This is a genomic window from Aquamicrobium lusatiense, from assembly GCF_014201615.1.
Classification (GTDB): Bacteria; Pseudomonadota; Alphaproteobacteria; order Rhizobiales; family Rhizobiaceae; genus Mesorhizobium; species Mesorhizobium lusatiense.
Window position 1 is genome coordinate 25151 of record NZ_JACHEU010000006.1, and the last position, 24028, is coordinate 49178.

Annotated in this window: 26 protein-coding genes and 1 pseudogene; 23 read left to right on the forward strand and 4 right to left on the reverse strand. The window is 65.6% G+C overall.

The annotated features are described in order from the left end of the window. Positions 1 to 26: 26 nt before the first annotated feature. Positions 27 to 443, forward strand: a complete 417-nt coding sequence (locus tag HNR59_RS19190) for a hypothetical protein (protein WP_183832665.1) — start codon at positions 27 to 29, stop codon at positions 441 to 443. Beyond that, the gene (locus HNR59_RS19195; RefSeq protein WP_343060871.1) at positions 436 to 990 is read left to right on the forward strand and encodes an antitoxin of toxin-antitoxin stability system; all 555 of its coding nucleotides are present in this window, start codon (positions 436 to 438) and stop codon (positions 988 to 990) included. The genes HNR59_RS19190 and HNR59_RS19195 overlap by 8 nt, the downstream gene beginning before the upstream one ends. Here HNR59_RS19195 and HNR59_RS19200 read toward each other — a convergent pair. Both HNR59_RS19200 and HNR59_RS19205 read right to left on the reverse strand, forming a co-directional pair. Further along, positions 987 to 3056, reverse strand: a complete 2070-nt coding sequence (locus HNR59_RS19200; protein WP_183832666.1) for a recombinase family protein — start codon at positions 3054 to 3056, stop codon at positions 987 to 989. The two genes, HNR59_RS19195 and HNR59_RS19200, sit on opposite strands and share 4 nt — an antisense overlap. Then, positions 3043 to 3222, reverse strand: a complete 180-nt coding sequence (locus HNR59_RS19205; RefSeq protein ID WP_183832667.1) for a hypothetical protein — start codon at positions 3220 to 3222, stop codon at positions 3043 to 3045. The genes HNR59_RS19200 and HNR59_RS19205 overlap by 14 nt, the downstream gene beginning before the upstream one ends. 309 nt (positions 3223 to 3531) lie before the next feature. Here HNR59_RS19205 and HNR59_RS19210 point away from each other — a divergent pair. The 4 genes and pseudogenes from HNR59_RS19210 to HNR59_RS19225 all read left to right on the forward strand — a co-directional run. Beyond that, positions 3532 to 3660, forward strand: a pseudogene (locus HNR59_RS19210) (antitoxin of toxin-antitoxin stability system); the annotation flags it as partial. 159 nt (positions 3661 to 3819) lie between these two features. Continuing rightward, positions 3820 to 8178, forward strand: coding sequence for a strawberry notch family protein (locus tag HNR59_RS19215; protein ID WP_183832668.1), 4359 nt, complete (start codon positions 3820 to 3822; stop codon positions 8176 to 8178). Then, positions 8178 to 9221 carry a DUF7146 domain-containing protein gene (locus HNR59_RS19220; RefSeq protein ID WP_183832669.1) on the forward strand — a complete coding sequence of 348 codons (1044 nt, stop codon included), beginning with the start codon at positions 8178 to 8180 and terminating at the stop codon, positions 9219 to 9221. Before HNR59_RS19215 ends, HNR59_RS19220 begins: the two co-directional genes overlap by 1 nt. A 332-nt stretch (positions 9222 to 9553) precedes the next feature. Then, on the forward strand, positions 9554 to 10489 hold the full coding sequence (locus HNR59_RS19225) for a DUF2493 domain-containing protein (RefSeq protein WP_183832670.1): 936 nt from the start codon (positions 9554 to 9556) through the stop codon (positions 10487 to 10489). Positions 10490 to 10664: 175 nt separating this feature from the next. Here the strand turns inward: HNR59_RS19225 and HNR59_RS19230 are convergent, their stop codons facing one another. Beyond that, entirely contained in the window at positions 10665 to 11462 is a 798-nt protein-coding gene (locus tag HNR59_RS19230) for an aminoglycoside adenylyltransferase family protein (RefSeq protein ID WP_183832847.1), read from the reverse strand. A 47-nt stretch (positions 11463 to 11509) separates the two neighbouring features. Beyond that, positions 11510 to 12016 carry a YcxB family protein gene (locus HNR59_RS19235; protein WP_183832671.1) on the reverse strand — a complete coding sequence of 169 codons (507 nt, stop codon included), beginning with the start codon at positions 12014 to 12016 and terminating at the stop codon, positions 11510 to 11512. Between the two features lie 277 nt (positions 12017 to 12293). On the opposite strand from HNR59_RS19235, the gene HNR59_RS19240 reads away from it, so the two are divergent. The 17 genes from HNR59_RS19240 to HNR59_RS19320 all read left to right on the forward strand — a co-directional run bounded on the left by HNR59_RS19240 (position 12294) and on the right by HNR59_RS19320 (position 24013). Continuing rightward, a complete protein-coding gene (locus tag HNR59_RS19240) occupies positions 12294 to 12710 on the forward strand; it encodes a hypothetical protein (protein WP_183832673.1) in 417 nt (138 codons plus the stop codon). Positions 12711 to 13417: 707 nt separating this feature from the next. Then, entirely contained in the window at positions 13418 to 13819 is a 402-nt protein-coding gene (locus HNR59_RS19245; protein WP_183832675.1) for a single-stranded DNA-binding protein, read from the forward strand. Positions 13820 to 14292: 473 nt separating this feature from the next. Then, the gene (locus HNR59_RS19250; RefSeq protein ID WP_183832677.1) at positions 14293 to 14613 is read left to right on the forward strand and encodes a hypothetical protein; all 321 of its coding nucleotides are present in this window, start codon (positions 14293 to 14295) and stop codon (positions 14611 to 14613) included. A 456-nt stretch (positions 14614 to 15069) separates the two neighbouring features. Continuing rightward, positions 15070 to 15318: a helix-turn-helix domain-containing protein gene (locus HNR59_RS19255; protein WP_183832693.1), complete on the forward strand. Its 249-nt coding sequence runs from the start codon at positions 15070 to 15072 to the stop codon at positions 15316 to 15318. Positions 15319 to 15417: 99 nt separating this feature from the next. Continuing rightward, the gene (locus HNR59_RS19260; protein ID WP_183832695.1) at positions 15418 to 15693 is read left to right on the forward strand and encodes a DNA -binding domain-containing protein; all 276 of its coding nucleotides are present in this window, start codon (positions 15418 to 15420) and stop codon (positions 15691 to 15693) included. Positions 15694 to 15804: 111 nt separating this feature from the next. Then, positions 15805 to 16029: a transcriptional regulator domain-containing protein gene (locus tag HNR59_RS19265; RefSeq protein WP_183832698.1), complete on the forward strand. Its 225-nt coding sequence runs from the start codon at positions 15805 to 15807 to the stop codon at positions 16027 to 16029. A gap of 46 nt (positions 16030 to 16075) precedes the next feature. Continuing rightward, entirely contained in the window at positions 16076 to 16576 is a 501-nt protein-coding gene (locus HNR59_RS19270; protein WP_246374866.1) for a DUF2285 domain-containing protein, read from the forward strand. Between the two features lie 140 nt (positions 16577 to 16716). Continuing rightward, entirely contained in the window at positions 16717 to 16998 is a 282-nt protein-coding gene (locus HNR59_RS19275; RefSeq protein ID WP_183832702.1) for a helix-turn-helix transcriptional regulator, read from the forward strand. 18 nt (positions 16999 to 17016) lie between these two features. Beyond that, entirely contained in the window at positions 17017 to 18192 is a 1176-nt protein-coding gene (locus tag HNR59_RS19280) for a replication initiator protein A (RefSeq protein ID WP_183832704.1), read from the forward strand. Continuing rightward, positions 18189 to 18842 (forward strand): ParA family partition ATPase, encoded by a 654-nt coding sequence (parA, locus tag HNR59_RS19285; RefSeq protein ID WP_183832706.1) that lies wholly within the window; start codon positions 18189 to 18191, stop codon positions 18840 to 18842. Before HNR59_RS19280 ends, parA begins: the two co-directional genes overlap by 4 nt. Then, the gene (locus HNR59_RS19290) at positions 18839 to 19582 is read left to right on the forward strand and encodes a DNA-methyltransferase (RefSeq protein WP_183832708.1); all 744 of its coding nucleotides are present in this window, start codon (positions 18839 to 18841) and stop codon (positions 19580 to 19582) included. Before parA ends, HNR59_RS19290 begins: the two co-directional genes overlap by 4 nt. After that, positions 19579 to 19833: a hypothetical protein gene (locus HNR59_RS19295; protein ID WP_183832710.1), complete on the forward strand. Its 255-nt coding sequence runs from the start codon at positions 19579 to 19581 to the stop codon at positions 19831 to 19833. Before HNR59_RS19290 ends, HNR59_RS19295 begins: the two co-directional genes overlap by 4 nt. Further along, complete coding sequence (locus tag HNR59_RS19300; protein ID WP_183832712.1) at positions 19830 to 20315, forward strand: DUF2840 domain-containing protein; 486 nt, start codon at positions 19830 to 19832, stop codon at positions 20313 to 20315. Before HNR59_RS19295 ends, HNR59_RS19300 begins: the two co-directional genes overlap by 4 nt. Then, positions 20312 to 20854: a S26 family signal peptidase gene (locus HNR59_RS19305; protein ID WP_183832714.1), complete on the forward strand. Its 543-nt coding sequence runs from the start codon at positions 20312 to 20314 to the stop codon at positions 20852 to 20854. The genes HNR59_RS19300 and HNR59_RS19305 overlap by 4 nt, the downstream gene beginning before the upstream one ends. A 67-nt stretch (positions 20855 to 20921) precedes the next feature. Then, a complete protein-coding gene (locus HNR59_RS19310) occupies positions 20922 to 21257 on the forward strand; it encodes a DUF736 domain-containing protein (protein WP_183832716.1) in 336 nt (111 codons plus the stop codon). 2 nt (positions 21258 to 21259) lie between these two features. Next, a complete protein-coding gene (locus tag HNR59_RS19315) occupies positions 21260 to 22024 on the forward strand; it encodes a lytic transglycosylase domain-containing protein (protein ID WP_183832718.1) in 765 nt (254 codons plus the stop codon). 243 nt (positions 22025 to 22267) lie between these two features. Next, a complete protein-coding gene (locus HNR59_RS19320) occupies positions 22268 to 24013 on the forward strand; it encodes a relaxase/mobilization nuclease domain-containing protein (RefSeq protein WP_183832720.1) in 1746 nt (581 codons plus the stop codon). The last annotated feature ends 15 nt before the right edge of the window (positions 24014 to 24028 follow it).

Sequence of the window (24028 nt, forward strand, 5' to 3'; positions counted from 1 at the left end):
GGGTTTTCTCATTTCAGGAGCCTGACATGGCCAACTATTTCACCCATTTCTCCTGCCTGCTCGATGTGGGCACGCCCGAGAACGCGGCCCGCGCGCTCGACCTCTACAATGCACTGTCCGAGCAAAACGCTGCCGAAGACCCACCGTCCGAGGGTTTCCTGCTCTCGATCCAGCCCGAGCATGGCGGCACGCAGCTCTGGATGCGCGACGACGAAACCGGCGATCCCGAGCACGTCATCCAGTTCGTCAAACGCTGCGCCGCCGCGTTCGGCCTGACCGGATTGTGGGGATTCCAATACGCAACCACCTGCTCACAGGCGCGGGTGAACGCCTTCGGCGGCGGCGCGCATGTTCTCGATCTCGCCACCGGCGAGACCGTGGACTGGATCTTCAGCAGCAGTTGGCTGGAGATCGTTCTCGACGGAGGCGACCCCTGTGCCTGAGATCATCGAAACCACCGTCTATCGGCTCGACGAGCTTTCCGGCGAGGCAAAGGACAAGGCCCGCGCCTGGTATCGCGAGGGAGGCTTCGACTACGACTGGTATGATGCCGTCTATGAGGATTTCCAGCAGATCGCGGAAATCCTCGGCATCCGCTTCAAGACCCGCAATGTTCGTCTTATGGGCGGCGGGTCGCGTCAGGAGCCGCGCATCTTCTTCTCGGGCTTCTGGTCGCAAGGGGACGGCGCGTCGTTCGAATGCCTCTACTCCTACCGGAAAAACGCCACGGCCGAGATCCGGTCCTATGCCCCGCAGGACAGGATTCTGCACGGCATCGCCGATGCCCTTCAGAGCGTCCAGCGGCGCAATTTCTACCAGCTTCGCGCCGAGGCAACACATCGCGGCCATTACTACCACGAATATTGCATGGCGATCGCGGTCGAGCGCGACAGCCCGACCTGGCAGGACATGACCGCCGATGCCGAAGAGATCGTGACCGAAGCGCTGCGCGATCTTGCCGACAACGATTCATTATGCACCTCATTCTAAGTGTTTGTAATCATTGGGAGTGTCGTTTGCCGAGGGTCGCGACACGGGGCATTTCGGTGCTTCAGGGCTTCGGCAACCGCATCGCTTTCAAGGTCAATGAGTCTTATCTGATGTGGCGCGTGCCGCATAACCTGTTCAGCTGGCAGGATTTTCTCCCTTATTAACCAGCGGATGACATGGTGTGACACCCTCAGTTTCGCTGCCGCCTCACCCATGGTCAGCCAACCGCTCTGCTTGTCGGCTGACGCGTAGGCTCGAATGCCATTGATCTTCCGGGTGGAGGAGACGCGCTTCGCAGTCCAACTGTGATCGCGCCCTGTGCGCAGGCTCATTCGGTTGAGCGTCGCAGCAATGTGACTGTCGCTCCACCGCCCTGCCATGGATCGGATCAGGGTCAAGGCATCGTCGGAAGTCACGTGGCCGTGCTGGCCGGGTTTGGGCTTCTTGACGCGCAGCTGGGAGTGTTGGCCACCTTGCCAGTGGATGGTCAGGATCACCTCTCGCCTTTGTTCATCGACGTCCGCGACAATGTCCTTGATCAGCGTGCGCACAAGGCGTTGGCGCGTCCGCGCGCTGACGCCAGCTGCATTCCAGACAGCGGCCATGTCTTCAGCCAAGCCCTCAAGGTCAGGCGGTGCCACTGGGACGATGGGGGCCTCACCGACGTCAACGCGCATTTTGCACGCCTCGAGACGCTGCAGGGTCGCCTCCCAGTTCCGTTCAAGCGTTGCTGCAATAAGCCGGTTCTCGGGATCGCAGGCCGCATAGCGGCGCTCGGCAAGCCCAGCCTCATATTGCGCCTTTTGCAGGTCGAGTTCTGCAGCGCGTCGCCGTTCTTCGCTGGCCTTTGTCAGCATTCGTTCCGCCTCCCTCGCTGCTTCTACCGCAATGGGCTGAACCACGCGAAGGATCTCTGCGGCGATCGCGGCGTCGATCCGCGACCCGCCAAAATGAAGACACCGGTCGTGACCAAGCATCGTGTTCATGTAGTCGCAACGGTAGACCGGGCTCAGGGCCTGGCCGGGATAAGTGACCGTGATACGGCAGCCGCATCGCGCGCAGGACATCAAGCCAGAGAGCAGCGCGCGACCGCCGCGCCCAGACTTGGCACCGCCTTTCCGACCGTGCGCATTGGCCGCCAGGTGGGCCAGATTGCGCTCATATTCTTCCCAGCCGATGTAACCCTCATGGTGGTCCTTCAGGAAGATCTCCCATTCTTCCATAGGTTTGCCATGACCGTAGGATTTGTGGGCTCGCCCATCGACGATCTCGGCGCGGGGCCCGCTTTTCCCATAGGCATAGATGCCGGCGTAAAAGGGATTCTTGAGCACCGAGATGACGTTGCGATACCGGACTGGTGTCCAATCGAATGAGGTCATGTATCGCCCTTCGGACGGGCGCGGGAACGAGAGCTTGTCCTGCGTCAGCGACAACAGGACCTGGCGGCCGCTCTTTAGCTCCCGGAAGCGGCTGAAGATCAGGCGGATGGCCTCCTGCACACGCAGATCGGGATCGAATCCAAGGCCCGCATCGCGGTGCCAAATATAGCCGATGGGCACATTGATGCGCAGTTCGCCCCGCTTGGCCTTTGACCGGGCGGCCTCGAGCATACGCGCCCGTAGAATGCCGAGTTCGAACTCGCTGATCGTTCCCTTCATGCCGAGCAACAGACGATCATTGGGTGAGCAGGGATTGTAGACGCCGTCCTGGTCGATGACCCGGGCGTCGGCCAGACCGCAAAGTTCCAGCAAGTGGTGCCAGTCACGCCCGTTTCGGGCGAGGCGCGAAGCGTCGAGGCAAAGCACTGCGCCCACGTCTCCAGCGCAAAGCCAGGCGACAAGACGCTCGAATCCCGGGCGGGCGACAGCGCCACTGGCAGAGCGCCCAAGATCATCGTCGATGACCTCGACATGCTGGAATCCATGACGTCGAGCCGTGTTCACGAGGTCGTACTGGCTTCGCTGGCTTTCAAGATTGTGCAGGACCTGACTTTGTGTCGACTGCCGCACATAAACGACGGCTTTGCGCTTCAGGATCGCCGGCGGAAGAGGGCTAAGCGCGTTCATGCGGCTCCTCCTTCCTGGTGGCTTCGGTCGCCTCCATCAGCAGGTTCGCCAGTGCCACCAGGACTGCTTCGCGCTGCCTCGGGCTCATGCCGAGCATCTTGTGGGAATCGAACGCCATAGCGACTTGGCGCGATCTTTCGGGCGGAATGGGTGTCGATCGTTTCATCGGGGGGAATCTCCAGGACTGTACCTACAGTCGAGGAGCTTACCCTTGCGCGATGCGCGGCCAGAAATTCGGCGAGTTCAACAAGGGCACCAAGCGAAACCTGCGGCTCGCCAATCGCCATACCCACACAGGCGACCGGGTCCAGCATCCAGGTCGCTATGATAACTACATGACCCGGTGCGGCTTCAATCCGCGCCATCGCACCGTTCCGGGATCTATCGACGCCTTCGCATCGCACCCGCCTCCCGAAGAGCGGATGGTACGGGTAATGAACGGTCACAAACTCGCCGATATGGGCAGAATGACCCTGAGATGGCCCGCTGGCTCTATCGCCAGCTTGAGCGCGAATACGACTACCTGACCTCGGATGAAGCCATCGACGAGGCCATCGCCGCCAACGACTACACCTTCACCAAAGCCGGACGCCGCTTCGGCTGATCCCGACAAGCGCCCCGCCTGACGGCCGGGCGCTTGTCTCATGCCCGCTCCCGCCACGGACTGAGAGGGAGAGAGCGGCCTGAAGGGATTTGAGCCGGTGCGGTCGAGAGAGAGCGCCGCGCGGCTCGGTCTCTTTCCGCTCTCCCGAGGAATCCCCCGATGAACATGATTTCCGCATCCGCGGCGGCATCCGCCACCGCGCCGCTTCCGCTCGACCATGACCCTGAGACCGCAGCCTGCGTCTTCACCGCTGCCGGTCTGCTGCTGCCGCATCTGGAGCGCGGTCAGCGTGTCGACGCCGCCACCTTGCGCAATGCCATGGAAGCCGCCTTCGGCGCTTCCGACGCGACTGGCGCATGGACCTGGAAGACCGCCTACGACGCCTGCGAGGCGGCGACGGTCCTGTTTCTGCGCAAATACGGCACTGCGCTTTTCCGTAAAGCCGGATCTCCGACGGCGATCCTGCCGCAACTCGGCAAGATCGCAGGGCTTCTGCCGACGCATACGCGCCGCTCGGAGGAAGCCCAAACCTTTCAGCAGTTCTCCACCCCGATCCCGCTCGGCTTCGCGGCAGTCACGGCGGCGGCGATCACGCCCGCCGACCGGGTGCTGGAGCCCTCGGCCGGAACCGGGCTCCTCGCCATCCTGGCCGAGATCGCGGGCGGCACGCTGCTCCTCAACGAGTTGGCCGAGGCTCGTGCCGGCCTGCTCTCCTCCCTCTTTCCGGCCCTGTCCGTCACCCGCTTCGACGCCGCCCAGATCGACGATCACCTCGATCCCGGCCTTGTCCCGACGGTGGTGCTGATGAACCCGCCCTTCTCGGTCATGGCGAATGTCGAGGGCCGGATGGCTGATGCCGCCTTCCGCCATGTCGCCTCGGCGCTGGCGCGCCTTGCGCCCGGCGGGCGGCTCGTCACCATCACCGGCGCCAGCTTCGCCCCCGACAATCCGGCATGGACCGCCTCCTGGACCCGGTTGCAGGAACGCGGCCGCGTGGTCTTCTCCGCTGCCGTCGATGGGTCGGTCTATGCCAAGCACGGCACCACCATCGACACACGGCTGACCGTCATCGACAAGCTGCCCGCCGAAGATGCGGCGGTGTTTCCGGCCGCGCCAGGTGTCGCCCCGGACGTGGCCACGCTGATCGGCTGGCTGGCGGAGCTTCCGGCCCGGCGGCCTGTCGATCCCGACGTTGCCGTGCCGGCCGCCCCATCGGCTCCTCGCCCCCCGGCGCCCCGCACTGTGCGCGGCTATGTCAACCGGAACGCGATGGCTGCGCCCGCCGCGCCTCTGGCCGAGCCGGAGGGTGTGCCGCTCACCTACGAGACCGTGGATTGGGAGCCGGCCGAGGGCGGTCGCCTGTCGGATGCGATCTATGAGGACTACGGGCTTCAGACCATCCGCATCGCCGGGGCGCAGGCGCATCCGACCCAACTCGTGCAGTCCGCCTCGATGGCGAGCATCGCGCCCCCGAAGCCCACCTATCGCCCCACGCTGCCCGCCGACATTCTCGGCAAGCTGTCCGAGGCGCAGTTGGAAACCGTGATCTATGCCGGCGAGGCCCATGGCGGATTTCTCGCCGGAGGCTGGACGGTCGATGACACGCTCGACACTCTCGCCGCTGCGCCGGAAGACGGCAAGGGCGCCATCCGCTTCCGGCAGGGCTTCATGGTCGGCGACGGCACCGGCGTCGGCAAGGGCCGGGAATCCGCCACCATCATCCTCGACAACTGGATGCAGGGGCGCCGCAAGGCGGTCTGGATCTCGAAGTCCGACAAGCTGCTGGAAGATGCGCAGCGCGACTGGTCGGCGCTTGGCATGGAGCGGCTGCTGGTCACGCCGCTGTCGCGATTCCCGCAGGGGAAACCCATCACGCTGCACGAAGGCATCCTATTTCTAACCTACGCCACGCTGCGCTCCGACGACCGCGGAGAAAGGGTTTCCAGGGTCAAACAGATCGTCGAATGGTTGGGCAAGGACTTCGATGGGGTGGTGATTTTCGACGAGGCCCACCAGATGCAGAACGCCGCCGGCGGAAAGGGAGAACGCGGCGATGTCGCCGCCAGCCAGCAGGGACGCGCGGGCCTGCGCATTCAGCACGCGCTGCCGAATGCCCGTGTCGTCTATGTCTCGGCCACCGGCGCCACCACCGTCCACAATCTCGCCTATGCGCAGCGGCTCGGCCTCTGGGGCGGCGAGGATTTCCCGTTCCAGACCCGCGCCGAGTTTATCGAGGCGATCGAGGCCGGGGGCGTTGCGGCGATGGAGGTGCTGGCCCGCGACCTGCGGGCGCTCGGCCTCTACACTGCCCGGTCGCTGTCGTTCAAAGGCGTCGAATATGAATTGCTCGACCACGAACTGACGCCGGAGCAGATCCGCATCTACAACAGCTATGCCGATGCTTTTTCCGTGATTCACAACAACCTGGACGCTGCGATGCAGGCCGCCAATATCACCGGCGGCGATGGCGGTTCCGGCACGCTGAACCGGCAAGCCAAATCCGCCGCCCGCTCGGCCTTCGAGAGCGCCAAGCAGCGCTTTTTTGGGCACCTGTTGACGAGCATGAAAACCCCGACGCTCATCCGGTCTATCACGGCCGATCTGGAAGCGGGTCATTCCTCGGTCATCCAGATCGTTTCGACCGGCGAGGCGCTGATGGAACGGCGTCTGGCGGAGATCCCCACCGAGGAATGGGGTGATCTGAAAATGGATTTGTCGCCTCGCGAGTATGTCCTGGATTACCTCGCTCATTCCTTCCCGGTGCAGCTCTACGAGCCCTTCACCGACAGCGAAGGAAACCTGTCCTCGCGCCCGGTCTATCGCGACGGCCAGCCGGTCGAGAGCCGCGAAGCCGTAGCCGGGCGCGACGAGATGATTGCCAGTCTGGCATCGCTGCCGCCGGTCCCCGGCGCGCTGGACCAGATCATCCAGCATTTCGGAACCGACACGGTGGCCGAGGTGACGGGGCGCTCGCGCCGTATCGTCCGCAAGCGCGGCGTGACCATTGATCGCCTCGTCGTGGAGAACCGTGCTGGTTCGGCGAACCTCGCGGAAACTCAGGCCTTCATGGACGATGGCAAGCGCGTGCTGGTTTTTTCCGACGCGGGCGGCACCGGCCGCAGCTATCATGCCGAGCTTTCGGCGAAGAACACCCGCCTGCGGGTCCACTATCTCCTCGAAGCGGGTTGGAAGGCCGATGCCGCCATCCAGGGCCTCGGCCGCACCCACCGCACCAATCAGGCGCAGCCGCCGCTGTTCCGGCCGATCTCGACCAATGTGAAGGCGGAAAAGCGGTTCCTCTCGACCATCGCCCGCCGTCTCGACACGCTGGGCGCGATCACGCGCGGCCAGCGCCAGACCGGCGGCCAGGGCCTGTTCCGGCCCGAGGACAACCTGGAATCGCAGTATGCACGCGATGCACTGCGCCAGCTCTACCTGCTGCTGGTGCGCGGCAAGGTCGAGGGATGCAGCTTGGAGCGGTTCGAATCCGCCACCGGGCTGAAGCTGATGGACTCGAACGGCATCAAGGACGATCTGCCCGCCATCACCACCTTCCTCAACCGGCTGCTGGCGCTGACCATCGAGCTTCAGGGTATCCTGTTCACCACCTTCGAGCAGCTTCTGACCGCAAGGATCGAAGGTGCCATCGCCTCGGGCACCTATGACGCCGGGCTGGAGACTTTGCGCGCCGAGAGCTTCGTGGTGGCGGATCGGCAGGTGATCTACACGCACCCGCGCACAGGGGCGGAAACCAGCCTGCTGACCATCACCGAGCGCAGGCGCAACCACCCGGTGACGCTCGACGCCGCCCTGGCGGAACTCGACGATCCGCGCGCGAAGCTGCTGATTAACGAGCGCTCAGGGCGCGCCGCAGTGCAGATCCCGACCACCAGCGTCATGCTGGACGATGGCGAGATCGAGCGCCGCGTCCGCCTGATCCGGCCGATGGAAGCGCAGAATGTCCCGGTCAGGATGATGGGCGAGACCCATTGGGTCGAAGCCGACAGGGATGCCTTCGCTACCGTCTGGCAGGCGGAACTCGCGGAGGTGCCGGAGTTTGCCGAGTCCACCCTGCATATGGTGACGGGGCTCCTGCTGCCGATCTGGAAGCGGCTGCCGAACGACTCCACCCGCGTCTATCGGCTCCAGTCTGACGCGGGCGAGCGCATCATCGGTCGCAAGGTCTCCCCGGCCTGGGCGGCCAATGCGACCGAGACCGGCATCAACTCGGTCACGCCGGACGACGCTTTCGCGGCGCTGCTGGAAGGTCGGACCATCCTCGACCTCGCCGAGGGCCTCCAGCTTCGCCGGGTCCGCGTCATGGGGGCAAACCGGATCGAGCTGTCGGGTTTCACCGACACCATGCGACAGCGGCTCACGGCCTATGGTCTCTTCCACGAGATCATCTCCTGGAAGCTGCGCATGTTCGTGCCGGTCGATGCCAGCGGCCCGGCGATCCTCGCCAAGCTCTTCGACCGCTGGCCGGTCGAGCGGATCGGCGAGCGGGAGGCGGCCTGATGCCTCGTCACGACGCATCCGAACTGGCGATCCGTCTCGGCCGGGAGGCCGAGGCGGTCTGCCGTCACTACCTGTCGTCCGGTCATCGCGCCGGGCGATACTGGCTGGTCGGCGACGTCCAGAACAATCCCGGCCGGTCCATGTTCGTCCGTCTTACCGGTCCTGCCTCGGGCAAGGGCGCAGCTGGCAAATGGACCGACGCATCGACCGGGGAGCATGGCGATCTGCTCGACGTCATCCGCGAGGCGCTCGGTCTGGTCGACTTCAGAGACGTGGCCGAGGAAGCGCGCCGTTTCCTCGCGCTCCCGCATCCCGAACCGGAGTCGACGAGGATGCCGACCGGCAGCACATCCAGCAGCGCGCCCGGTTCGCCTGAAGCGTCGCGCCGCCTCTTCGCCATGGCGCAGCCGATCTGCGGCACCCTTGCGGAGACCTACCTGCGCGGGCGGGCGATCACATCCCTCTCGGGCACTACCGCGCTGCGCTACCATCCCAGGTGCTATTACAGGCCCGACGAGCATTCGCCCACCGAGATCAGGCCGGCACTCGTTGCCGCCGTCACCGATCTTGCCGGCCACCAGACCGGCGCGCATCGCACCTGGCTCGCCCCGGACGGTTCCGGCAAGGCGGCTGTCGAGACACCGCGTCGGGCAATGGGCGACCTTCTCGGCCACGCTGTCCGCTTCGGCACCGCCGCTGAGGTTCTCGCCGCCGGCGAGGGCATCGAGACCGTGCTGTCGCCCCGTCAGGTTCTGCCCCGCTTGCCGATGCTGGCGGCGCTTTCGGCCGCTCACCTCGCCGCCATCCTGTTCCCACTGAGCCTGCGCCGGCTCTATGTCGTCAGGGATCGCGACCCGGCCGGGGACGGTGCAAGAGACGGCCTGGTTGCCAGAGCAGCGAGCCTCGGGATCGAGGCGATGTCGCTCACGCCGCGCGAGGGCGATTTCAACGATGATCTGCGACGCCACGGCGCCGATGCCCTCCGGGCGGCCTTGACGGATCAGCTTCATCCCGAAGACGTCCGCCGTTTCATGGAAGGGTGAGGGCGTGATCGGTCCCGGAGGCGCGGCCCAGCTTCGCCCCCTGCCGGTTTCGGTCTCAGGTCATCGCCAGGAGCATCCTTCGTCGGAGAGTCCCGCACCCACGGCCTTCGGAGAGGGCGATCGGCGCACAAGCGGGACGGGCAGGCAATGGCCGCGTCCGGCTAATTTCCGCCGGCGGCTGCGCCGCCTTTGCATCGCGAAAGGCAAATTAGCCGCACCCGGCCATCAAGGCCCTCGCGGAGCGGGCGAGGGCTGCCAACCCGTCCCGCCCGTGCGCTTCGACGCCTGCGAAGGCCGCGATGGGCGCGGTCTCCAGACGAAGGACGCTCCCGATGACGAACGAAACCTATTCCGCAGGCGACGAGCCGCTCCACAGCTCCTCCCAGACCGATCACGCCCTCTCCGAACTCCAGCTCTACGGCTGGCACCCGTTCCAGGACGAACCCGATCCGAGGCCGCTGCCCGAGGGCAATACCGTCGCCGCCGCCGTCACCGACATCTTCGACGCTCTCGTCTCGACGCTTGGCGACACCCGCCTCGAGCCCGATCTCGAAGAGCTGCTCTGGGGGACCGTCAATCTCTTCCATCGCGCCACCGGCCGGGTGGAACGCGATCTCGACGACAACGAGCAGGCGCAGCGCCGGATGCAGCGGGAACAGGACGGCAGCGAGGTCAAGAGCGTCGAACTCGAACGCCTCACGGCCGAGGGACAGACCCTGATCGAGCGGCGCGCCAGCATGGAACTCTTCCGCGACCTCGCCGCCGAGGCTTTCGAGCACCACACCGGCAGCGCCTGGCGGCCGCGAAGCGGCTCGATGGTCAACCATCGCAACCTGACCGCCGCGATGATCGACAGCCGCGACTTCCTTGCCGCGAAGCGTCGGGCCGAGACCGAGGTGATGCTGCCTGCCGGCCCGAAGGTGGCCCTGACCGGCGGCGCCGATTTCAACGACCACCATCTGATCTGGGCGAGGCTCGACCAGGTCCATGCGAAACATCCGGAGATGGTCTTGCTGCATGGCGGCTCGCCGAGGGGCGCGGAATTGATCGCCTCCCGCTGGGCCGATCACCGCAAGGTGCCCCAGGTCGCCTTCCGGCCCGACTGGACGAAACACGCCAAGGCCGCGCCCTTCAAGCGTAACGATGCCATGCTGGACGTGTTGCCGGTCGGTGTCCTCGTCTTCCCCGGTACCGGAATCCAGGAGAACCTCGCCGACAAGGCCCGCAAGCTCGGCATCCCGGTCATGAAGTTCGACGGTGGGGCGTAAGCCCCGCCGTCTGGCACTTGGCGTCCGATCAGTGCCGTCTGCTATGCGGACCGAACGGGCGCTCTCGCCAGTCGGTCCTTGTCGCAAATCATGTCGCAAGTGGAGTGGCACCTGCGACAAAGGCTTGCGACACGAGAAGCTGGGATTTTCCGGCGTGGCCGATCTGTTGCAGGTTTTAGGAATTGTGCGACAAGAGAGCCGCCACGCGCTCACCCAGCTCGTCGGCAACCTGCCGAACTTGTCGCCTCCATGCGCGCCAGTCATCTTCCACCGTGCCGAGATACACCCCTCTCGCATGGGAAATCAGCACGGCCGCGTCAGCATCCAAACGGGGCATAGCCCATTCGGCAGCAACGTCCTTCGGGACAAACTCTCCTGTGACCAGCGTTCGCCACATGCGCGCGAGGGTCAGCAGGACGTTACGCTCGTCGCCTTCCAATGTGCCAAGGAGTGCAGGGAGCGCATCCCCAATCGCCCGGCGTATGTCGGAATCAGGAATGACCGGCAGCAGCTTGACGGGATCGGGGCCGATCAATGCTCGCGCCTCCTGCCGTGCCTGCGCCAGCAGCAAGGTAAGTTCGGGATCAGACACCGGCTCCGGCACCTCTCCGGCCTCGAAGGCGTCCCGCAACCACTCGCCATAAACGAACTCGCTGCGAGCTGGATAAGCGGATGCCGTGAGGTCGGCTCGATGAAAAACAATCAACTCAAGAGGACGTCGGCCGGCGTCGTCGGTAGGATAACGGCCGGAAACTTTCAATAACTCGGCCACGAGGAACCTGCGATCTGCATGTGTCAGGGGCCGGCTGACGATCACAAGTAAATCTACGTCGCTGTTTGGCCGCAGACCACCAGCCACCGCCGAGCCATGCAGATAGACGCCTAGAAGCGAGGTCCCAAGGCAGTTTTCAACAATTGAAAGTGCTCTGGATGCCTCAACAGGAATTTTCGTTTCATCGTTTTTCACGCTCATACCAGCTTCTTTGTCGCAAAAATCCCGAAACCTGCGACAGCCTTCCTTCACGATTTTCTCCGTGCCGCAGACGATAGCCTGGATCGCAGAAACTCTCGATCTGTTTCCATAACTGTTCCAATCGGCAGCGTCATGAACTGGTTCGGCCCCGTGAACAGCATCCAGCAGTCGGGACGTTCCCAGATCTCGGTGATGGTCGACCAGGGGAGCCGAGCCTCCCCAAGCTCGGATATGACCTCGAAGCCGTCATCGCGGAAAACAAAATCCGCCTGGCGGGACGGCATACGGCGAAACTTTCCGACCGTGTTTCGATAATGCGCGACCCACATCCCGACGATCAGGCAAGGCGGAAGTAGCACGACGACGCCGATGACGCCGATCGGCCAACCGCGTTCGCCGCTCCAGAGCAGCCATGCCAAGGCGGCGATCATCACGGCTTCGACAGACCATAGTCCTTTCTGTTCGGCGATCCCGCGCCGCCAGACGAACGCCTTGACGGCGCTTTCCAGCATTTCCCTTGTATAGGTGACCGAAGTCCTCCTGCCGTCCGCCATCACGTCCCTGCTTCTGCTTTCCGCGAGTTTTCATGACCCGCGACAACTGTTCGATCACCTCACGAAATCACATCCGTCCATCATAGCTTTCCGACTGCCGAGGTCCAATGACGGCGCGCGGCGGAATGTTGCTGCGTCGACGATGGTCATAACTTGACGGGCGCGATCGTCGGGTGTCTCATTGGCCTGCGAAGAACCGGCGAAGCAGCAAAGTCGCAGGCGGAGCGTATCTCCCGGCAGCCTGACGTGATCCCGCAATGTTCATGTGGAGGTTTCCATGACCCTGATCCTGCTCGCCATCTTGCTCACCATCATGATGTGCGTCATCGCCTATAATCTTGCGATCTATGCCTTGCCGGTGATGGTCGCCATTTCTGCCGCCCAATATGCCTGGGGCGCCGGGGCCGGCGTTCTGCTGTCCGGTATGGCCGCGGCCGCCGCCGCGCTGCTTTCCATCGCGCTGGTGATCGTCGTCGTCGGCTTTGCCCGCAACCCCGTCCTGCGCCTGGCCGCGCTCGCTCTCTTCGCCGTGCCGGCCGTCGTCGCGGGCTATGCGCTCGTCCATGGCGTCACGAAGAACATGCTCGATCCCGGCATCGGGCTGATGCTCCTTTGCGGCGCGGGCGGTCTGGTTATCGGAATTGCCGCGATGCTCAATCTCAACGCGCTCGGCGAGGCGGTGCTTTCGCGCTGAGGCGAAGGATGCGATCCGACGCGCCATGAAACCCGGCGGCCTGCGCCGCCGGGCTTGGGGCGCCCGCACGATGATCAGGCGGTCATATCATCGTAGCACTTGCCTCTATCGCTGCCGGCCCGCGCGGCCCGGCGTGGAAATCCGTCATCGGGACGACCCCACAGCCATGGCGGTTAATCCTTGCTGCATCGGCACGTCGTATTGCGAATACCGCCACGAACACCTTCAATGCCGGTTCTCGCAACGCTGCGGGACCAGGCCTTGCGCTGTCGAAGCCCAAGCGATGCCCTGTCGCGCCCGGAAGCCCGATAGCCCCGTCGTTCTCATCCCGCATGACATAGCCTTCCGGCGGCGAGCGCGGGCGGGCCGGGAATAGAAGGCGGGTGGACAGGTCCGGTGCCGGGCGGTTCCGGTTCAGGGGCTGATGGGCCGCTGCTACCGGCGATGACGATGGAAATGGCTTTGCATCTCCGTTTCGCTCCTGAAGGCACCAATCCCTCCGACTGACTGATCCCCTAAGTCCGTTCGGTTTCCACCAGCAACCCCCGCGGCTCCGGACCGTGTTGCCGCGCAGGACGCGGCTGCCCGCCCCACTCCGGGCCTTGGGGGCAAGCTGCCGCCGGGCGGCAGTTGCGGGAGTCTCCCGACGGCCTTGGCCGGGTCTCGTCGGAGGGACGGTCCCTCCGAGGAAGCAACGGAGAAAACCCATGCAGAACATCGTCATCCTCGCCGGCAACATCGGTCAGGCCCCCGAAACCCGCACCACCCAGGGCGGCACCGGCATCACCCACTTCACCCTGGCCACCTCGCGCCCCCGCTACTCGGAAGGCCGCGTCGTCCGCGACGAGAACGGCTATCGGGTCCAGGACACGGAATGGCACCGCATCACCTGCTTCAACGGCCTCGGCAAGACGGTCCAGCAGTATTGCGAGAAGGGCATGAAGGTTCTGGTTCGTGGCCGCATCCACTACTCGAAGTGGACCGACTCCGCGGGCGTTGACCGCTACGGTTGCGAGGTCATCGCCGAGACGGTGGATTTCCTGAGCCGGGCGAAGCAGACCGAGAACGACGACGGCAAGTTCATCGACGACGATGACATCCCCTTCTGAGCGGGACGCCCGGAGCCCGGCGGCGCAAGCCGCCGGGTTTCCTCATGGTTGCGCCTATCACCCCCGCAAAGAGGGGCTCCCCGGTCGGATCGACCGGCCGCGAAGCCCTGATGAGAGGGGGCGAGCCGCCCCTCTCAAACTCACCCCATGAGGGGTCAGGGCAGAGCCCCGCCCCCTCAAACTCCCCCACCCATGGAGGGGGTTCCCCTCCAAACCACCCCTTTGGCGTTGCGCCGAATATTGTCGCGGCCCCTGGTCGGGGCCGCGGGCTCTTCTCTCTCTGACTTCGGATCATGCACCAGCCACTCCGGCGTCAAGGACTGCGCGGTTCCCCCAATTTTCAGCCAATGCCCGAGGGCATCGTCAGAAAATCGGCTCCCCCGCTCGCCGCCGCTGGCGGTCGCTGCGCGCTCCCTGACCCCTCGCGGCTACAGTGCAGGCTCCTTCCGTCAGAGAGCGAAAGGAGACATGATATGAATAATCACAAGATCATCAGCATCGATGGTGGCAGCGCAGCCTACTGGCGCGAGCGGAAACTTGCCTTCCGCCTCATCCGAGAAGCCGAACTGGCGGCGGAGCGGCTGGCAAATGCGCCGATGTATCTGCATGGCGGCTATGACGAGGACGGCGATGTGATCCCCATCGAAAACCTCGGTCCCCATGACGACATGGAGGACGCGATCCGGGCCATCGAGGCCGACCCGACCGCGGTGAGCATCCTCGTCGCCCAGCGTATTACCCGGATCGGCGGATACGACATTGCGTCCGTCATCTGCAAACTCGGTGCCGACTGAGGCCCAGACGAGAGGCGGCGCAAGCCGCCTCTCGTCTTTGCTTCGTCGTCACAAGCCCCGATGGCCGGATCGACCGGCCACCAGGGCTGATGAAAGGGGGACAAGCCACCCCTCTCAAACTCTCCCCATGAAGGAAGGGGCCAGCCCCCTCCTTCAAACAACCTCCCCAAGGGAAGGGCCGAAGCCCCTCCCTTGAACCCTCCCATGGGAAGGAGGCGACGGTTCCCTCGCCCTCCTTCCCAAACCCATCCTCCTCTCCCTGGGCCTGTCGGGCCGTATTCCCAGGACGTCATCGGTGTGCCCCCCCCCGGCGACCGAATCAGATGCGAGGCCGCGGGGCCAGTTTTCTCAAGATCAGGAGTTTTCGCGCAGAAACAGATTGGCGCGGCGCGATGGAGCGACTAAAATAGTCGTAGTTCTGGAGTGCGTGCAGGTCCGAATGGGAGGTGATCATGTATGATCACCGCCCGACAGTCACGGGCCGCGCGTGCGTTGCTGGGTTGGACACAGGAGACGCTCGCTGACAAGGCCCGCGTATCGCTTACCGCGCTCAAGCGCCTCGAATCCGAGAACGGACTCGAGGTCTATGAATCTACGCGCGACGAAGTTCGCCGGGCGCTCGAAGCTGCCGGGATCGTTCTGCTGTCCACGGACAAGGGCGAAGGCGTGCTGCTTCTTCACGAAGGCAGCAACGCGCAACGGTGATGTCGCGGCCGCCGCGACGGCCCGTGCTCGCCCAAAAGGGATAGCCATCTCCCATCGGAGATGGTTAACAAAACCGTTACCGACGGCGATGAGAAACTGATGGGACAGGCAATACAGGCGTTTCTGGACAAACCACCGCCAGGCGACACGCTCACATCCTATGATCGCGAGCATATGAAGCTCTATATGCGGCTGCTGGACGCCGAGCGCGACGGTGCCGACTGGCGCGAAGCGGTGCGGGTTCTGTTCGGGCTCGACCCCGATCGCGATCCCGTGCAATGCCGCTCGATCCATGACGCCCACCTTGCCCGCGCGCATTGGATGACCGAACAGGGCTATCGCGACCTGGTCCGCGAAAGCCAGCGCAAGGGCTGATCGCGATGCGTGCCGCGTAACACCTGTCAACCCGCGCCTGCCTTCCAGAACTCAACCCGAGCGGGAATCCTGAGTCGTCCAAATTCCCTGGAAAAGACTCGGGAGGCAGTGATGACCCCTGACGCATCGACCTGGCGTTCTGCGGCGGAATACGACCATCTGGATGCGCTGACGGCATCCGACCTCGCATGGGAATGGCTTCGCCGCAATGACGCCTATGACACCGACTTCGAAGCCTCGCTTGCTGGCCATGGAGACCCCGAACCGCTGACCGAACACATCCGGCAGCGGTGGGGGTTGCGATTTCCCCGTCGATCCGCTCACTGCCCCACCTGAGGCCGCCGTCCTCTGGATGCCGCATGAGGACACGAGCGCGATCCTGTTGACGCCAGCCCCGCCGGCATTCGAGGACAGCCTCGGCCATGTCCCGGCCATCTGGCGCGTCCACCTCACGATGGCCAGCGCCGGTGGCGATTTCCGTTTCGCGCTCGGCAACGGGCAGATGCTCCAGATCCTCGACAGCGCCGCCAGCGGCGAAGCGATTACGGTGGCCGTGGTTCCGCTCGGTCTCGACGGCTTCGACCGGATCGAAGCGATCCGCCGCTTCCTCTCGGCCCTGCACGGTCGCGCCATCCCGCCCGACACGCGCCTGACCCGGCAGCAGCGCGCACGTCTCCGACGGATGCTCCGGGCTTTTGACGGATACAGGGCCGGCGCGACCCAGCAGGAAATCGCGCAGGTCATCCTGCACACTGAGCGTCTCGACCGCGAGGAATGGCAGGCATCCTCGGCCCGCCATGCCATCAAGGCGCTCCTGCGCGATGCCCGTGCCATGGTCGCGGGCGGCTATCGAAAACTCCTGCGCCATCGCCATCCAGGATAGCGCAACATCCTGCGCCCGATGGTGGGCGATTTCGATACCCCCCAACTTCGCCCTGCACCTCGCCGCTTCTTCTTCGCCACCGTGGTCCTTGTCCGCCGCTGATCCGCAGCGGCCGCCGCAACACCACGGAGGCCCGTTCCATGCCGCATGAACCCGTCATTCTGCCGCCGCGCTTCCTGCGCACCAAGGAAGCGGCCGACTTCCTCAGCCTGTCCGCCCGCACGCTGGAAAAGCACCGCACCTACGGGACCGGCCCCGCCTATCGCAAGCTCGGCGGCCGCGTCGTCTATGCCATCGACGATCTCGAAGCCTGGGCCGCGCGGGGCGCAGTTACCTCGACCTCCGATCCGCGCGGTTCCGTCCTGCCAGCCAAGCGTCAGACGCTGCCCGCCGGTCCGCAGCCCGGCCGCTACGCCCGCTGAGCGCAGTGGGTTCCATCCATGACGGCGCGACGTCGATCCCTTTCCGAGCGCGGGCAGCTCGATCTGTTCCGGGCGCTCCCCGGCGACTTCGCGCCCCGAGACGCGCAGGATCTCATGGCCTATCCCTTCTTTTCCCTCGCCAAGTCGAAGCGCATCGCGCCGATCGACTTCACCGCAGGCAGCGTGAGCATCCGGGTCGAGGCGGTTCCCGATCACGGCATGGCCACGATCTGGGACGCCGACATCCTGATCTGGGCGGCGAGCCAGATCGTCGAGGCGCGCGACGCCGGGCTTCGCACCTCGCGGCTCATGGTCGCCACACCTTATGAAATCCTCCGCTTCATCGGGCGCGGCACATCGGTACGCGATTACAAACGCCTGAAAGCCGCGCTCGATCGGCTCCAGTCCACCACCGTCACCACCACGATCCGCCAGCCGGCGGAAGGTCGCCGCCACCGCTTCTCCTGGATCAACGAATGGAAGGAGCGCACCGATCGCTGCGGCAAAGCCGACGGCATCGAGATGATCGTGCCGGACTGGTTCTATCAGGCCGTCCTCGATGACGCGCTGGTGCTCACCATCGACCGGACCTATTTCGATCTGACCGGGGGCCTCGAACGCTGGCTCTACCGGATCGTCCGCAAGCATGGTGGACGCCAGCGCAGAGGCTGGCGCTTCGACTTCCGCCACCTGCACCAGAAATCCGGCAGCCTGTCGCCGTTCAAGCGCTTTGCCTTTGAACTGCGCGACATCATCCGCCGCCAGCCGCTGCCCGGCTACACCCTGTTTCTGGAGATCGAACTCGGCGGCCGCGCGCTGCTCACCTTCGAGCCGATCCTGCCCTGTGGAAAACCTGTGCAAGGCCTCGTGCCATCCGGAACCCGGAAAGGCGTGCCATCGGGAACCGGGGTCGCGTGCTATGGGGAACCCAAACCCGCCCTAACATCCTGCACAGAAACACGAAATCGCGCCCTTAACTTAGAGTCTAACAAAGAGTCTAACCTTGAAGAGCGCGCGCGCGATGTGGAAAACCTCATCCGCGACACCGCGAAAAGCCTCAGCATCGCCGGGAAGAAAAGGGAAACTGCCGCCTCGCACGCATCCCGATCGGGCTCTGCTCAGAACGGGACGTCAGGCACCGACGATCCCCCTGCGCCCCGCCTTCCGCTCGATCCGCCGGAGGGCCTGCGATGATCATCGCGCTCCTCAACCAGAAGGGCGGCGTCGGAAAGACGACCCTGGCCCTGCATCTCGCCGGTCAACTGGCGAGCCGGGGCAGCCGCGTCACCCTGATCGACGCCGATCCGCAAGGCTCTGCCCTCGACTGGTCGCAGCAGCGCGCGCGTGAGGGCCTGCCACGCGCCTTCGGCACCGTTGGCCTGGCGCGCGATACGCTGCACCGTGAAGCGCCCGAACTCGCCCGCGACGTCGATCACGTTGTCATCGACGGGCCGCCGCGTGTCGCCGGGCTCATGCGCTCGGCGCTGCTCGCCGCCGATCTGGTGCTGATCCCGGTGCAGCCCTCGCCGTTCGACGGCTGGGCCTCGGCCGAGATGCTGTCCCTCCTTGCGGAGGCCCGCATCTACCGGCCGCAGCTCATCGCCCGCTTCGCGCTCAACCGCTGCGGCGCCCGCACCGTCATCGCCCGCGAGACGGCCGAAACACTGGCCGACCACGATCCGCCGATGCTTTCCAGCGCCATCGGCCAGCGCGTCGTCTTCGCCGACGCCGCGCAGTCCGGGCGGCTCGCCAGCGAGATCGACCGCCAATCTCCCGCCGCCCGTGAGATTGCCGCGCTCACCGCCGAGATCGAAGGGCTGGGCATCGGGAGGGCAGTGCGATGACCGTCCTCACCGGCGACTGCCGTGAAGAAATGCCCTGGCACGCGCCCTATGACATGATCCTCGCCGATCCGCCCTATGGCGACACTTCGCTCGCCTGGGATCGGCGCGTCGAGGGCTGGGTCGCGCTGGCGCGCGCCGCCCTCCGGCCGACCGGCTCGCTCTGGGTCTTCGGCTCGCTGCGCTGCTTCATGGCGACGGCCGACCGCTTCACTGACGCCGGCTTGCGGATCGCACAGGAGATCGTCTGGGAAAAGCAGAACGGCACCGGGTTTCATGCCGACCGCTTCAAGCGGGTGCATGAACTGGCCGTCCAGTTCTATCCCGCCGAGACGGCCTGGCGCGACATCTACAACGACGTCCAGACCACGCCCGACGCCACCGCGCGGACGGTTCGCCGCAAGCAACGTCCTCCCCATACCGGCCGGATCGACGCCGGCCATTATGTCAGCCAGGACGGCGGGCCGCGCCTCATGCGCTCGGTCATCTATCTGCGCAACTGCCACGGCCGTGCGATCCATCCGACCGAGAAACCGTCCGCCCTGCTGGAAATCCTGATCCGCACGAGTTGCCCGGAAGGCGGGCTGGTCGGCGACTGGTTCGCCGGGTCCGGCGCGGCCGGGGAAGCCTGTCGGCTTTCCGGCCGGCGCTACATCGGCTGCGAGATCGACCCCGACATGGCCGAGCGCGCGCGGGCGCGCATCGCCATGGTGCTGCCGTTTCACCACGGAGGCGCGTCATGACGGGGAGGAACGAGAAGCGCGGCTTTGCTGCCCGCCCGGCCGATCCCGATGGCTGGATCAGGGCCGGTGACACGCCGCCGGAGCGCGGCGGCGATGCCGCGGTCTATTCCGCCCGCCTGACGATCGACATCACGCCCGAGCTTCGCGGGCGGATCAAGATCGCCGCGATCCGGCGGGGTGGCACCGTCACCGACATGCTGCGCGACCTGCTCGCGCGCGAATTTCCCGACACATCAGGAGAGCGCTCATGATCGGCGCCGCAGCTCATGAAGATGACATGACCCGCGTGGAACTGACGTGGGTGGAAAAGAAGATCGAGTTCTGGATCAGGTTCGGTCAGGAGGCCGGGGAACATATCCTCGACCGCAGCCGCCGCACCGTCTCTTTCCGTCCCGGCGCCGTGTTCGCCTTCGTCCGTTGGGCGGCGAATGACTATGGCACCGTCATCTCGCGGATCGACATCGTGCGCGCCGTTGCGCCCGGCAGCGCTTATCAGACGCTGCCCTTCGTGCGTCCCGGCGGCGAGATTCTGCTGAAGATCGAGGGCTGGCCGAAGGTCGAGGATGTCCTTCGCCATGTCGATGCCATCGAGGCGCTCGGCATCGATCCGGCCGAGGTCGATCCCGATCACTGGCGCCATGTCGCCCACTGGATGAACGCGAGCGAAGCGCCGCGTCCCTATACCGTGGATCGCCATGACGCATGGCTCCGGCGCCGGGAGATCGGCAAATGACCCGCGCCCGCTATGTCATGCTGACGGCGGCGGCGCTCGCCACCGTCATCGCCAGCATCGGTCCGACCGCACCCAAGCTGGTCTGGAACGCATCGGCCAGCGTGCCGATCGGCTTCTACACCATCGCGCCGGCGGACCGGCTCGAGGTGCCCGATCTGGTCGCCGTCATGCCGCCCGAATCCGTCGCCGGTTTCATGGTCGCGCGCGGCTACGTCGCCCGCGACGTGCCGCTCCTCAAGCATGTTGTCGGCCTGCCCGGACAGCGCCTGTGCCGTGACGGCCGCGCGATCACGGTGGACGGGATCGAGTTGGGCGAGGCGCTGGAACGCGACAGCCGGGGCCGCGACCTGCCGGTCTGGCAGGGCTGCCGCACCATCGCCGAGGACGAGATATTCCTGATGAACCTCGATGTCGGCGACAGCCTCGACGGCCGTTATTTCGGGCCGTTCCCCGCCTCGGCGGTGATCGGCCGGGCCATTCCGCTTTTCACCGACGAGGACGGCGATGGCCGCCTCGTCTGGCGCGCGCCGGAGCGGTGACGTTGCGCCCATGGCGGGGCGTGCGAGCGGCCCGCATCCCATCCACCGCATGAGGAAGGAGCCTCCAATGCCACAGATCGGTCAATTCACCCGCACCCCGTCCGGCTATTCCGGACAGCTTCGCACGCTCTCGCTCGACCTGGAACTGACCTTCGTTCCGGTCGACAATGCCGACTCGGAGAAGGCACCGGCCTACCGCATCCATCTCGGCGACGAGGATGGCCCGGAAGTCGGCGCGGGCTGGAAACACACCGGCGAAAGCGCGGGACCGTTCGTCTCGGTCCTGCTCGACGATCCCACCTTCCAGCAGCCGATCCGCGCCCGCCTGTTCCAGTCCGACGACGAAGGTCGCGACTGGAGCCTGCGCTGGACCCGTCCGAAGAAGCGCGACGAGCAGGACTGACCATGATCATTCCCTGCACCCATCCCGCTACGGGAAGATGCGGCGCTCGTCGCCGCATCATCCTCCTTCTTCTTTCCGGCCTGTTGATCCCGGTCATCGTCGCGCCGCCGGTTCTGGCGCAGATCACCGTGCCGGATCGCGCCGTCACCGCGCATCCGCACGACGCCCATATCGCCGAGGCATCGCAGCGTTTCAGTATCCCCGCAGCATGGGTCATGGCCGTGATGCGGGCCGAAAGTGCGGGCGATACGCGCGCCGTTTCGTCGGCTGGCGCGATGGGGCTGATGCAGGTGATGCCCGACACCTGGGCCGGGCTGCGCATCCGTCATGCTCTCGGCCATGATCCCTTTGATCCGCGCGACAATATCCTCGCGGGAACGGCGTATCTGCGCGAGATGTGGGACCGATACGGCAATGTGGCCGCGATGCTCGCGGCCTACAATGCCGGTCCCGGCCGCTACGACGAATACCGCGCGACGGCTCGTCCGCTGCCGGCCGAGACGCGCGCCTATGTCGCCGCGATGACCCCGATCCTGCTCGGTCAGCGGCCTACCGGCAGCGGCTCGGCGGTCGCTCCGCCGCCCGACTGGCGCGAAGCGGCGATCTTCGTGGCGCGTGAGATCGGTGCTTCCGCTGCCGATCCCGCGTCCCCCGACCGCACGCCGGACGACGCCCCTTCGCTCCTCCCGGCTGCACCGGAGTCGCTCACCGCCTTGCAGCTCGAGGGCCTCTTCGTCACCCGCAATGCAGGTGGGGACCAGCCATGAGCGGCGGCAACGCAATTCGCATCCTGTCGGGCGCTGGCGTGTCATGGAGGGCGCGAGGGGTGGCGGCAGGCACCACGACCGAAGGATGGCGAGATAAAAAGGCGCACGGTGCGCTTCGGTTGGGCGGTTGTTTTTGCAGGATTTTCCGGCGCGTTCCGCACCGTGCGGCGCTGGCGCGCACCGTGCGCTGCGCGCCCATCTTCCTGATATTCCACATCCTTTTGCACTGTGCGGGGTTGGCCCATGTCCGATGACAGCGAGTTCCGCATCCGTTCAGGGCGCATCCGCTCGACCCGCGCGCAACAGGCCCGGCCCTTCATCGCCCAGGCGCTCGCCGCCGCCCAGAAGGCCGGCGGGCGCGTCTCGCGCTCCGGCAAGATCACACCCGGCAATCGCTCACGCTTCGGGCGTGGCCAGCGCGCCAGCATCCAGGCCAATCGCCTGCTGAGCGGGCGCTCGCGCATCGTCGTCATCAAGACCCGCGTGGTGCGCCATACCGCGCGTTCCGCCCCGCTGGGCGCTCATCTGAATTACCTGCGCCGCGACGGCGTGACCCGCGACGGGGAAAAGGCGCGGATGTTCGGCCCGGAAATCGACGACATGGATGCCGGCGCCTTCGCGGAAAGGTGCCAGGACGACAGGCATCATTTCCGGTTCATCGTCTCGCCGGAGGATGCCGTCGACATGACCGACCTCAAGGCGCACGCCCGCGAGCTGATGGGTCAGATGGAAAAGGACCTTGGCACGAAGCTCGATTGGGTCGCCGTCGATCACTGGAACACCGACAATCCGCATATCCACATCATCCTGCGCGGCCGGACGGATCACGGCCAGGACCTCGTGATCTCCCGCGACTACATCAAGGAGGGGATGCGCGCCCGCGCGCAGGATCTCGTCACGCAGGAACTCGGCCCGCGCACCGATCTGGAGATCCACCGCAATCTGGAACGCCAGGTCGAGGCGGAACGCTGGACCCAGCTCGACCGGCAGCTTGTCCGCGACGCCCACAAATCCGGGATCATCGACCTTGCCCCGCCGGCCGGAGGCCAGCCGGACGAGTTCCATGCGCTGAAGGTCGGCCGTCTGCGCACCCTCGAAATCCGGGGATTGGCCGGGCAGATCGGACATTCGCAATGGTTCATCAAGCCCGAGGCCGAAACCGTGCTGCGCGAGATGGGCGAGCGCGGGGACATCATCAAGCGCATGCACCGCGCCCTGACCGAGCGCGGCATCGAGCGCGGTTCCGGCAGCTATGTTCTCGCCGGCGAAAGTCTAGACGTTCCCGTCATCGGCCGACTGGTCGAGCGCGGGCTCGATGACGAGTTGAAGGGCACGGCCTATGCCGTGGTCGACGGCACCGACGGCCGCACCCATCATATCAGGCTGCCGCATCTCGATGCCACAGGCGACAGCCCGCCCGGTTCGATCGTGGAACTGCGATCCTGGGAGGACGCGCAAGGGCAGCGCCGTGTCGCACTCGCCGTCCGCTCCGATCTCGATCTCGGCGCTCAGATCGACGCCACCGGCGCGACCTGGCTCGACCGGCAGGCGATTGCCCGCGAACCCATCGCCCTCTCGGACAGCGGTTTCGGCGCGGAGGTCCGTCAGGCGATGGACGAGCGCGCGGAACATCTCATCGGCGAGGGCATGGCCGAGCGGCAAGGCCACGGCGGCCGCGTCGTCTTTGCACGTCGCCTTCTCAGCACCCTGCGCCAGCGCGAGGTCGATGCGCTCGGCGAGAAACTCGCCACTGAGACCGGCCTGCCGTTCAATCGCGCAGCCAGCGGCGAATATGTCGCCGGCGCCTACCGTCAACGGCTTGCGCTCGCCTCCGGCCGCTTCGCGATGATCGACGACGGCCTCGGATTTCAGCTCGTGCCCTGGTCGCCCTCTCTCGAAAAACAGATCGGCCGCCATGTGTCAGGCGTCGCCCGCGACGATGGCGGCGTCGATTGGGATTTCGGCCGCAAGCGGGGGCTCGGCCTCTAGCCTCAACCGGAAAGG

Excerpts from the sequence above, each read along its gene's own strand:
- HNR59_RS19190 (WP_183832665.1), top strand. The coding sequence starts at position 27 with ATGGCCAACTATTTCACCCATTTCTCCTGCCTGCTCGATGTGGGCACG.
- HNR59_RS19200 (WP_183832666.1), bottom strand. The coding sequence starts at position 3,056 with ATGAACGCGCTTAGCCCTCTTCCGCCGGCGATCCTGAAGCGCAAAGCC.
- HNR59_RS19205 (WP_183832667.1), bottom strand. The coding sequence starts at position 3,222 with ATGAAACGATCGACACCCATTCCGCCCGAAAGATCGCGCCAAGTCGCT.
- HNR59_RS19215 (WP_183832668.1), top strand. The coding sequence starts at position 3,820 with ATGAACATGATTTCCGCATCCGCGGCGGCATCCGCCACCGCGCCGCTT.
- HNR59_RS19220 (WP_183832669.1), top strand. The coding sequence starts at position 8,178 with ATGCCTCGTCACGACGCATCCGAACTGGCGATCCGTCTCGGCCGGGAG.
- HNR59_RS19225 (WP_183832670.1), top strand. The coding sequence starts at position 9,554 with ATGACGAACGAAACCTATTCCGCAGGCGACGAGCCGCTCCACAGCTCC.
- HNR59_RS19230 (WP_183832847.1), bottom strand. The coding sequence starts at position 11,462 with ATGAGCGTGAAAAACGATGAAACGAAAATTCCTGTTGAGGCATCCAGA.
- HNR59_RS19235 (WP_183832671.1), bottom strand. The coding sequence starts at position 12,016 with ATGGCGGACGGCAGGAGGACTTCGGTCACCTATACAAGGGAAATGCTG.
- HNR59_RS19240 (WP_183832673.1), top strand. The coding sequence starts at position 12,294 with ATGACCCTGATCCTGCTCGCCATCTTGCTCACCATCATGATGTGCGTC.
- HNR59_RS19245 (WP_183832675.1), top strand. The coding sequence starts at position 13,418 with ATGCAGAACATCGTCATCCTCGCCGGCAACATCGGTCAGGCCCCCGAA.
- HNR59_RS19250 (WP_183832677.1), top strand. The coding sequence starts at position 14,293 with ATGAATAATCACAAGATCATCAGCATCGATGGTGGCAGCGCAGCCTAC.
- HNR59_RS19255 (WP_183832693.1), top strand. The coding sequence starts at position 15,070 with ATGATCACCGCCCGACAGTCACGGGCCGCGCGTGCGTTGCTGGGTTGG.
- HNR59_RS19260 (WP_183832695.1), top strand. The coding sequence starts at position 15,418 with ATGGGACAGGCAATACAGGCGTTTCTGGACAAACCACCGCCAGGCGAC.
- HNR59_RS19265 (WP_183832698.1), top strand. The coding sequence starts at position 15,805 with ATGACCCCTGACGCATCGACCTGGCGTTCTGCGGCGGAATACGACCAT.
- HNR59_RS19275 (WP_183832702.1), top strand. The coding sequence starts at position 16,717 with ATGCCGCATGAACCCGTCATTCTGCCGCCGCGCTTCCTGCGCACCAAG.
- HNR59_RS19280 (WP_183832704.1), top strand. The coding sequence starts at position 17,017 with ATGACGGCGCGACGTCGATCCCTTTCCGAGCGCGGGCAGCTCGATCTG.
- parA (WP_183832706.1), top strand. The coding sequence starts at position 18,189 with ATGATCATCGCGCTCCTCAACCAGAAGGGCGGCGTCGGAAAGACGACC.
- HNR59_RS19290 (WP_183832708.1), top strand. The coding sequence starts at position 18,839 with ATGACCGTCCTCACCGGCGACTGCCGTGAAGAAATGCCCTGGCACGCG.
- HNR59_RS19295 (WP_183832710.1), top strand. The coding sequence starts at position 19,579 with ATGACGGGGAGGAACGAGAAGCGCGGCTTTGCTGCCCGCCCGGCCGAT.
- HNR59_RS19300 (WP_183832712.1), top strand. The coding sequence starts at position 19,830 with ATGATCGGCGCCGCAGCTCATGAAGATGACATGACCCGCGTGGAACTG.
- HNR59_RS19305 (WP_183832714.1), top strand. The coding sequence starts at position 20,312 with ATGACCCGCGCCCGCTATGTCATGCTGACGGCGGCGGCGCTCGCCACC.
- HNR59_RS19310 (WP_183832716.1), top strand. The coding sequence starts at position 20,922 with ATGCCACAGATCGGTCAATTCACCCGCACCCCGTCCGGCTATTCCGGA.
- HNR59_RS19315 (WP_183832718.1), top strand. The coding sequence starts at position 21,260 with ATGATCATTCCCTGCACCCATCCCGCTACGGGAAGATGCGGCGCTCGT.
- HNR59_RS19320 (WP_183832720.1), top strand. The coding sequence starts at position 22,268 with ATGTCCGATGACAGCGAGTTCCGCATCCGTTCAGGGCGCATCCGCTCG.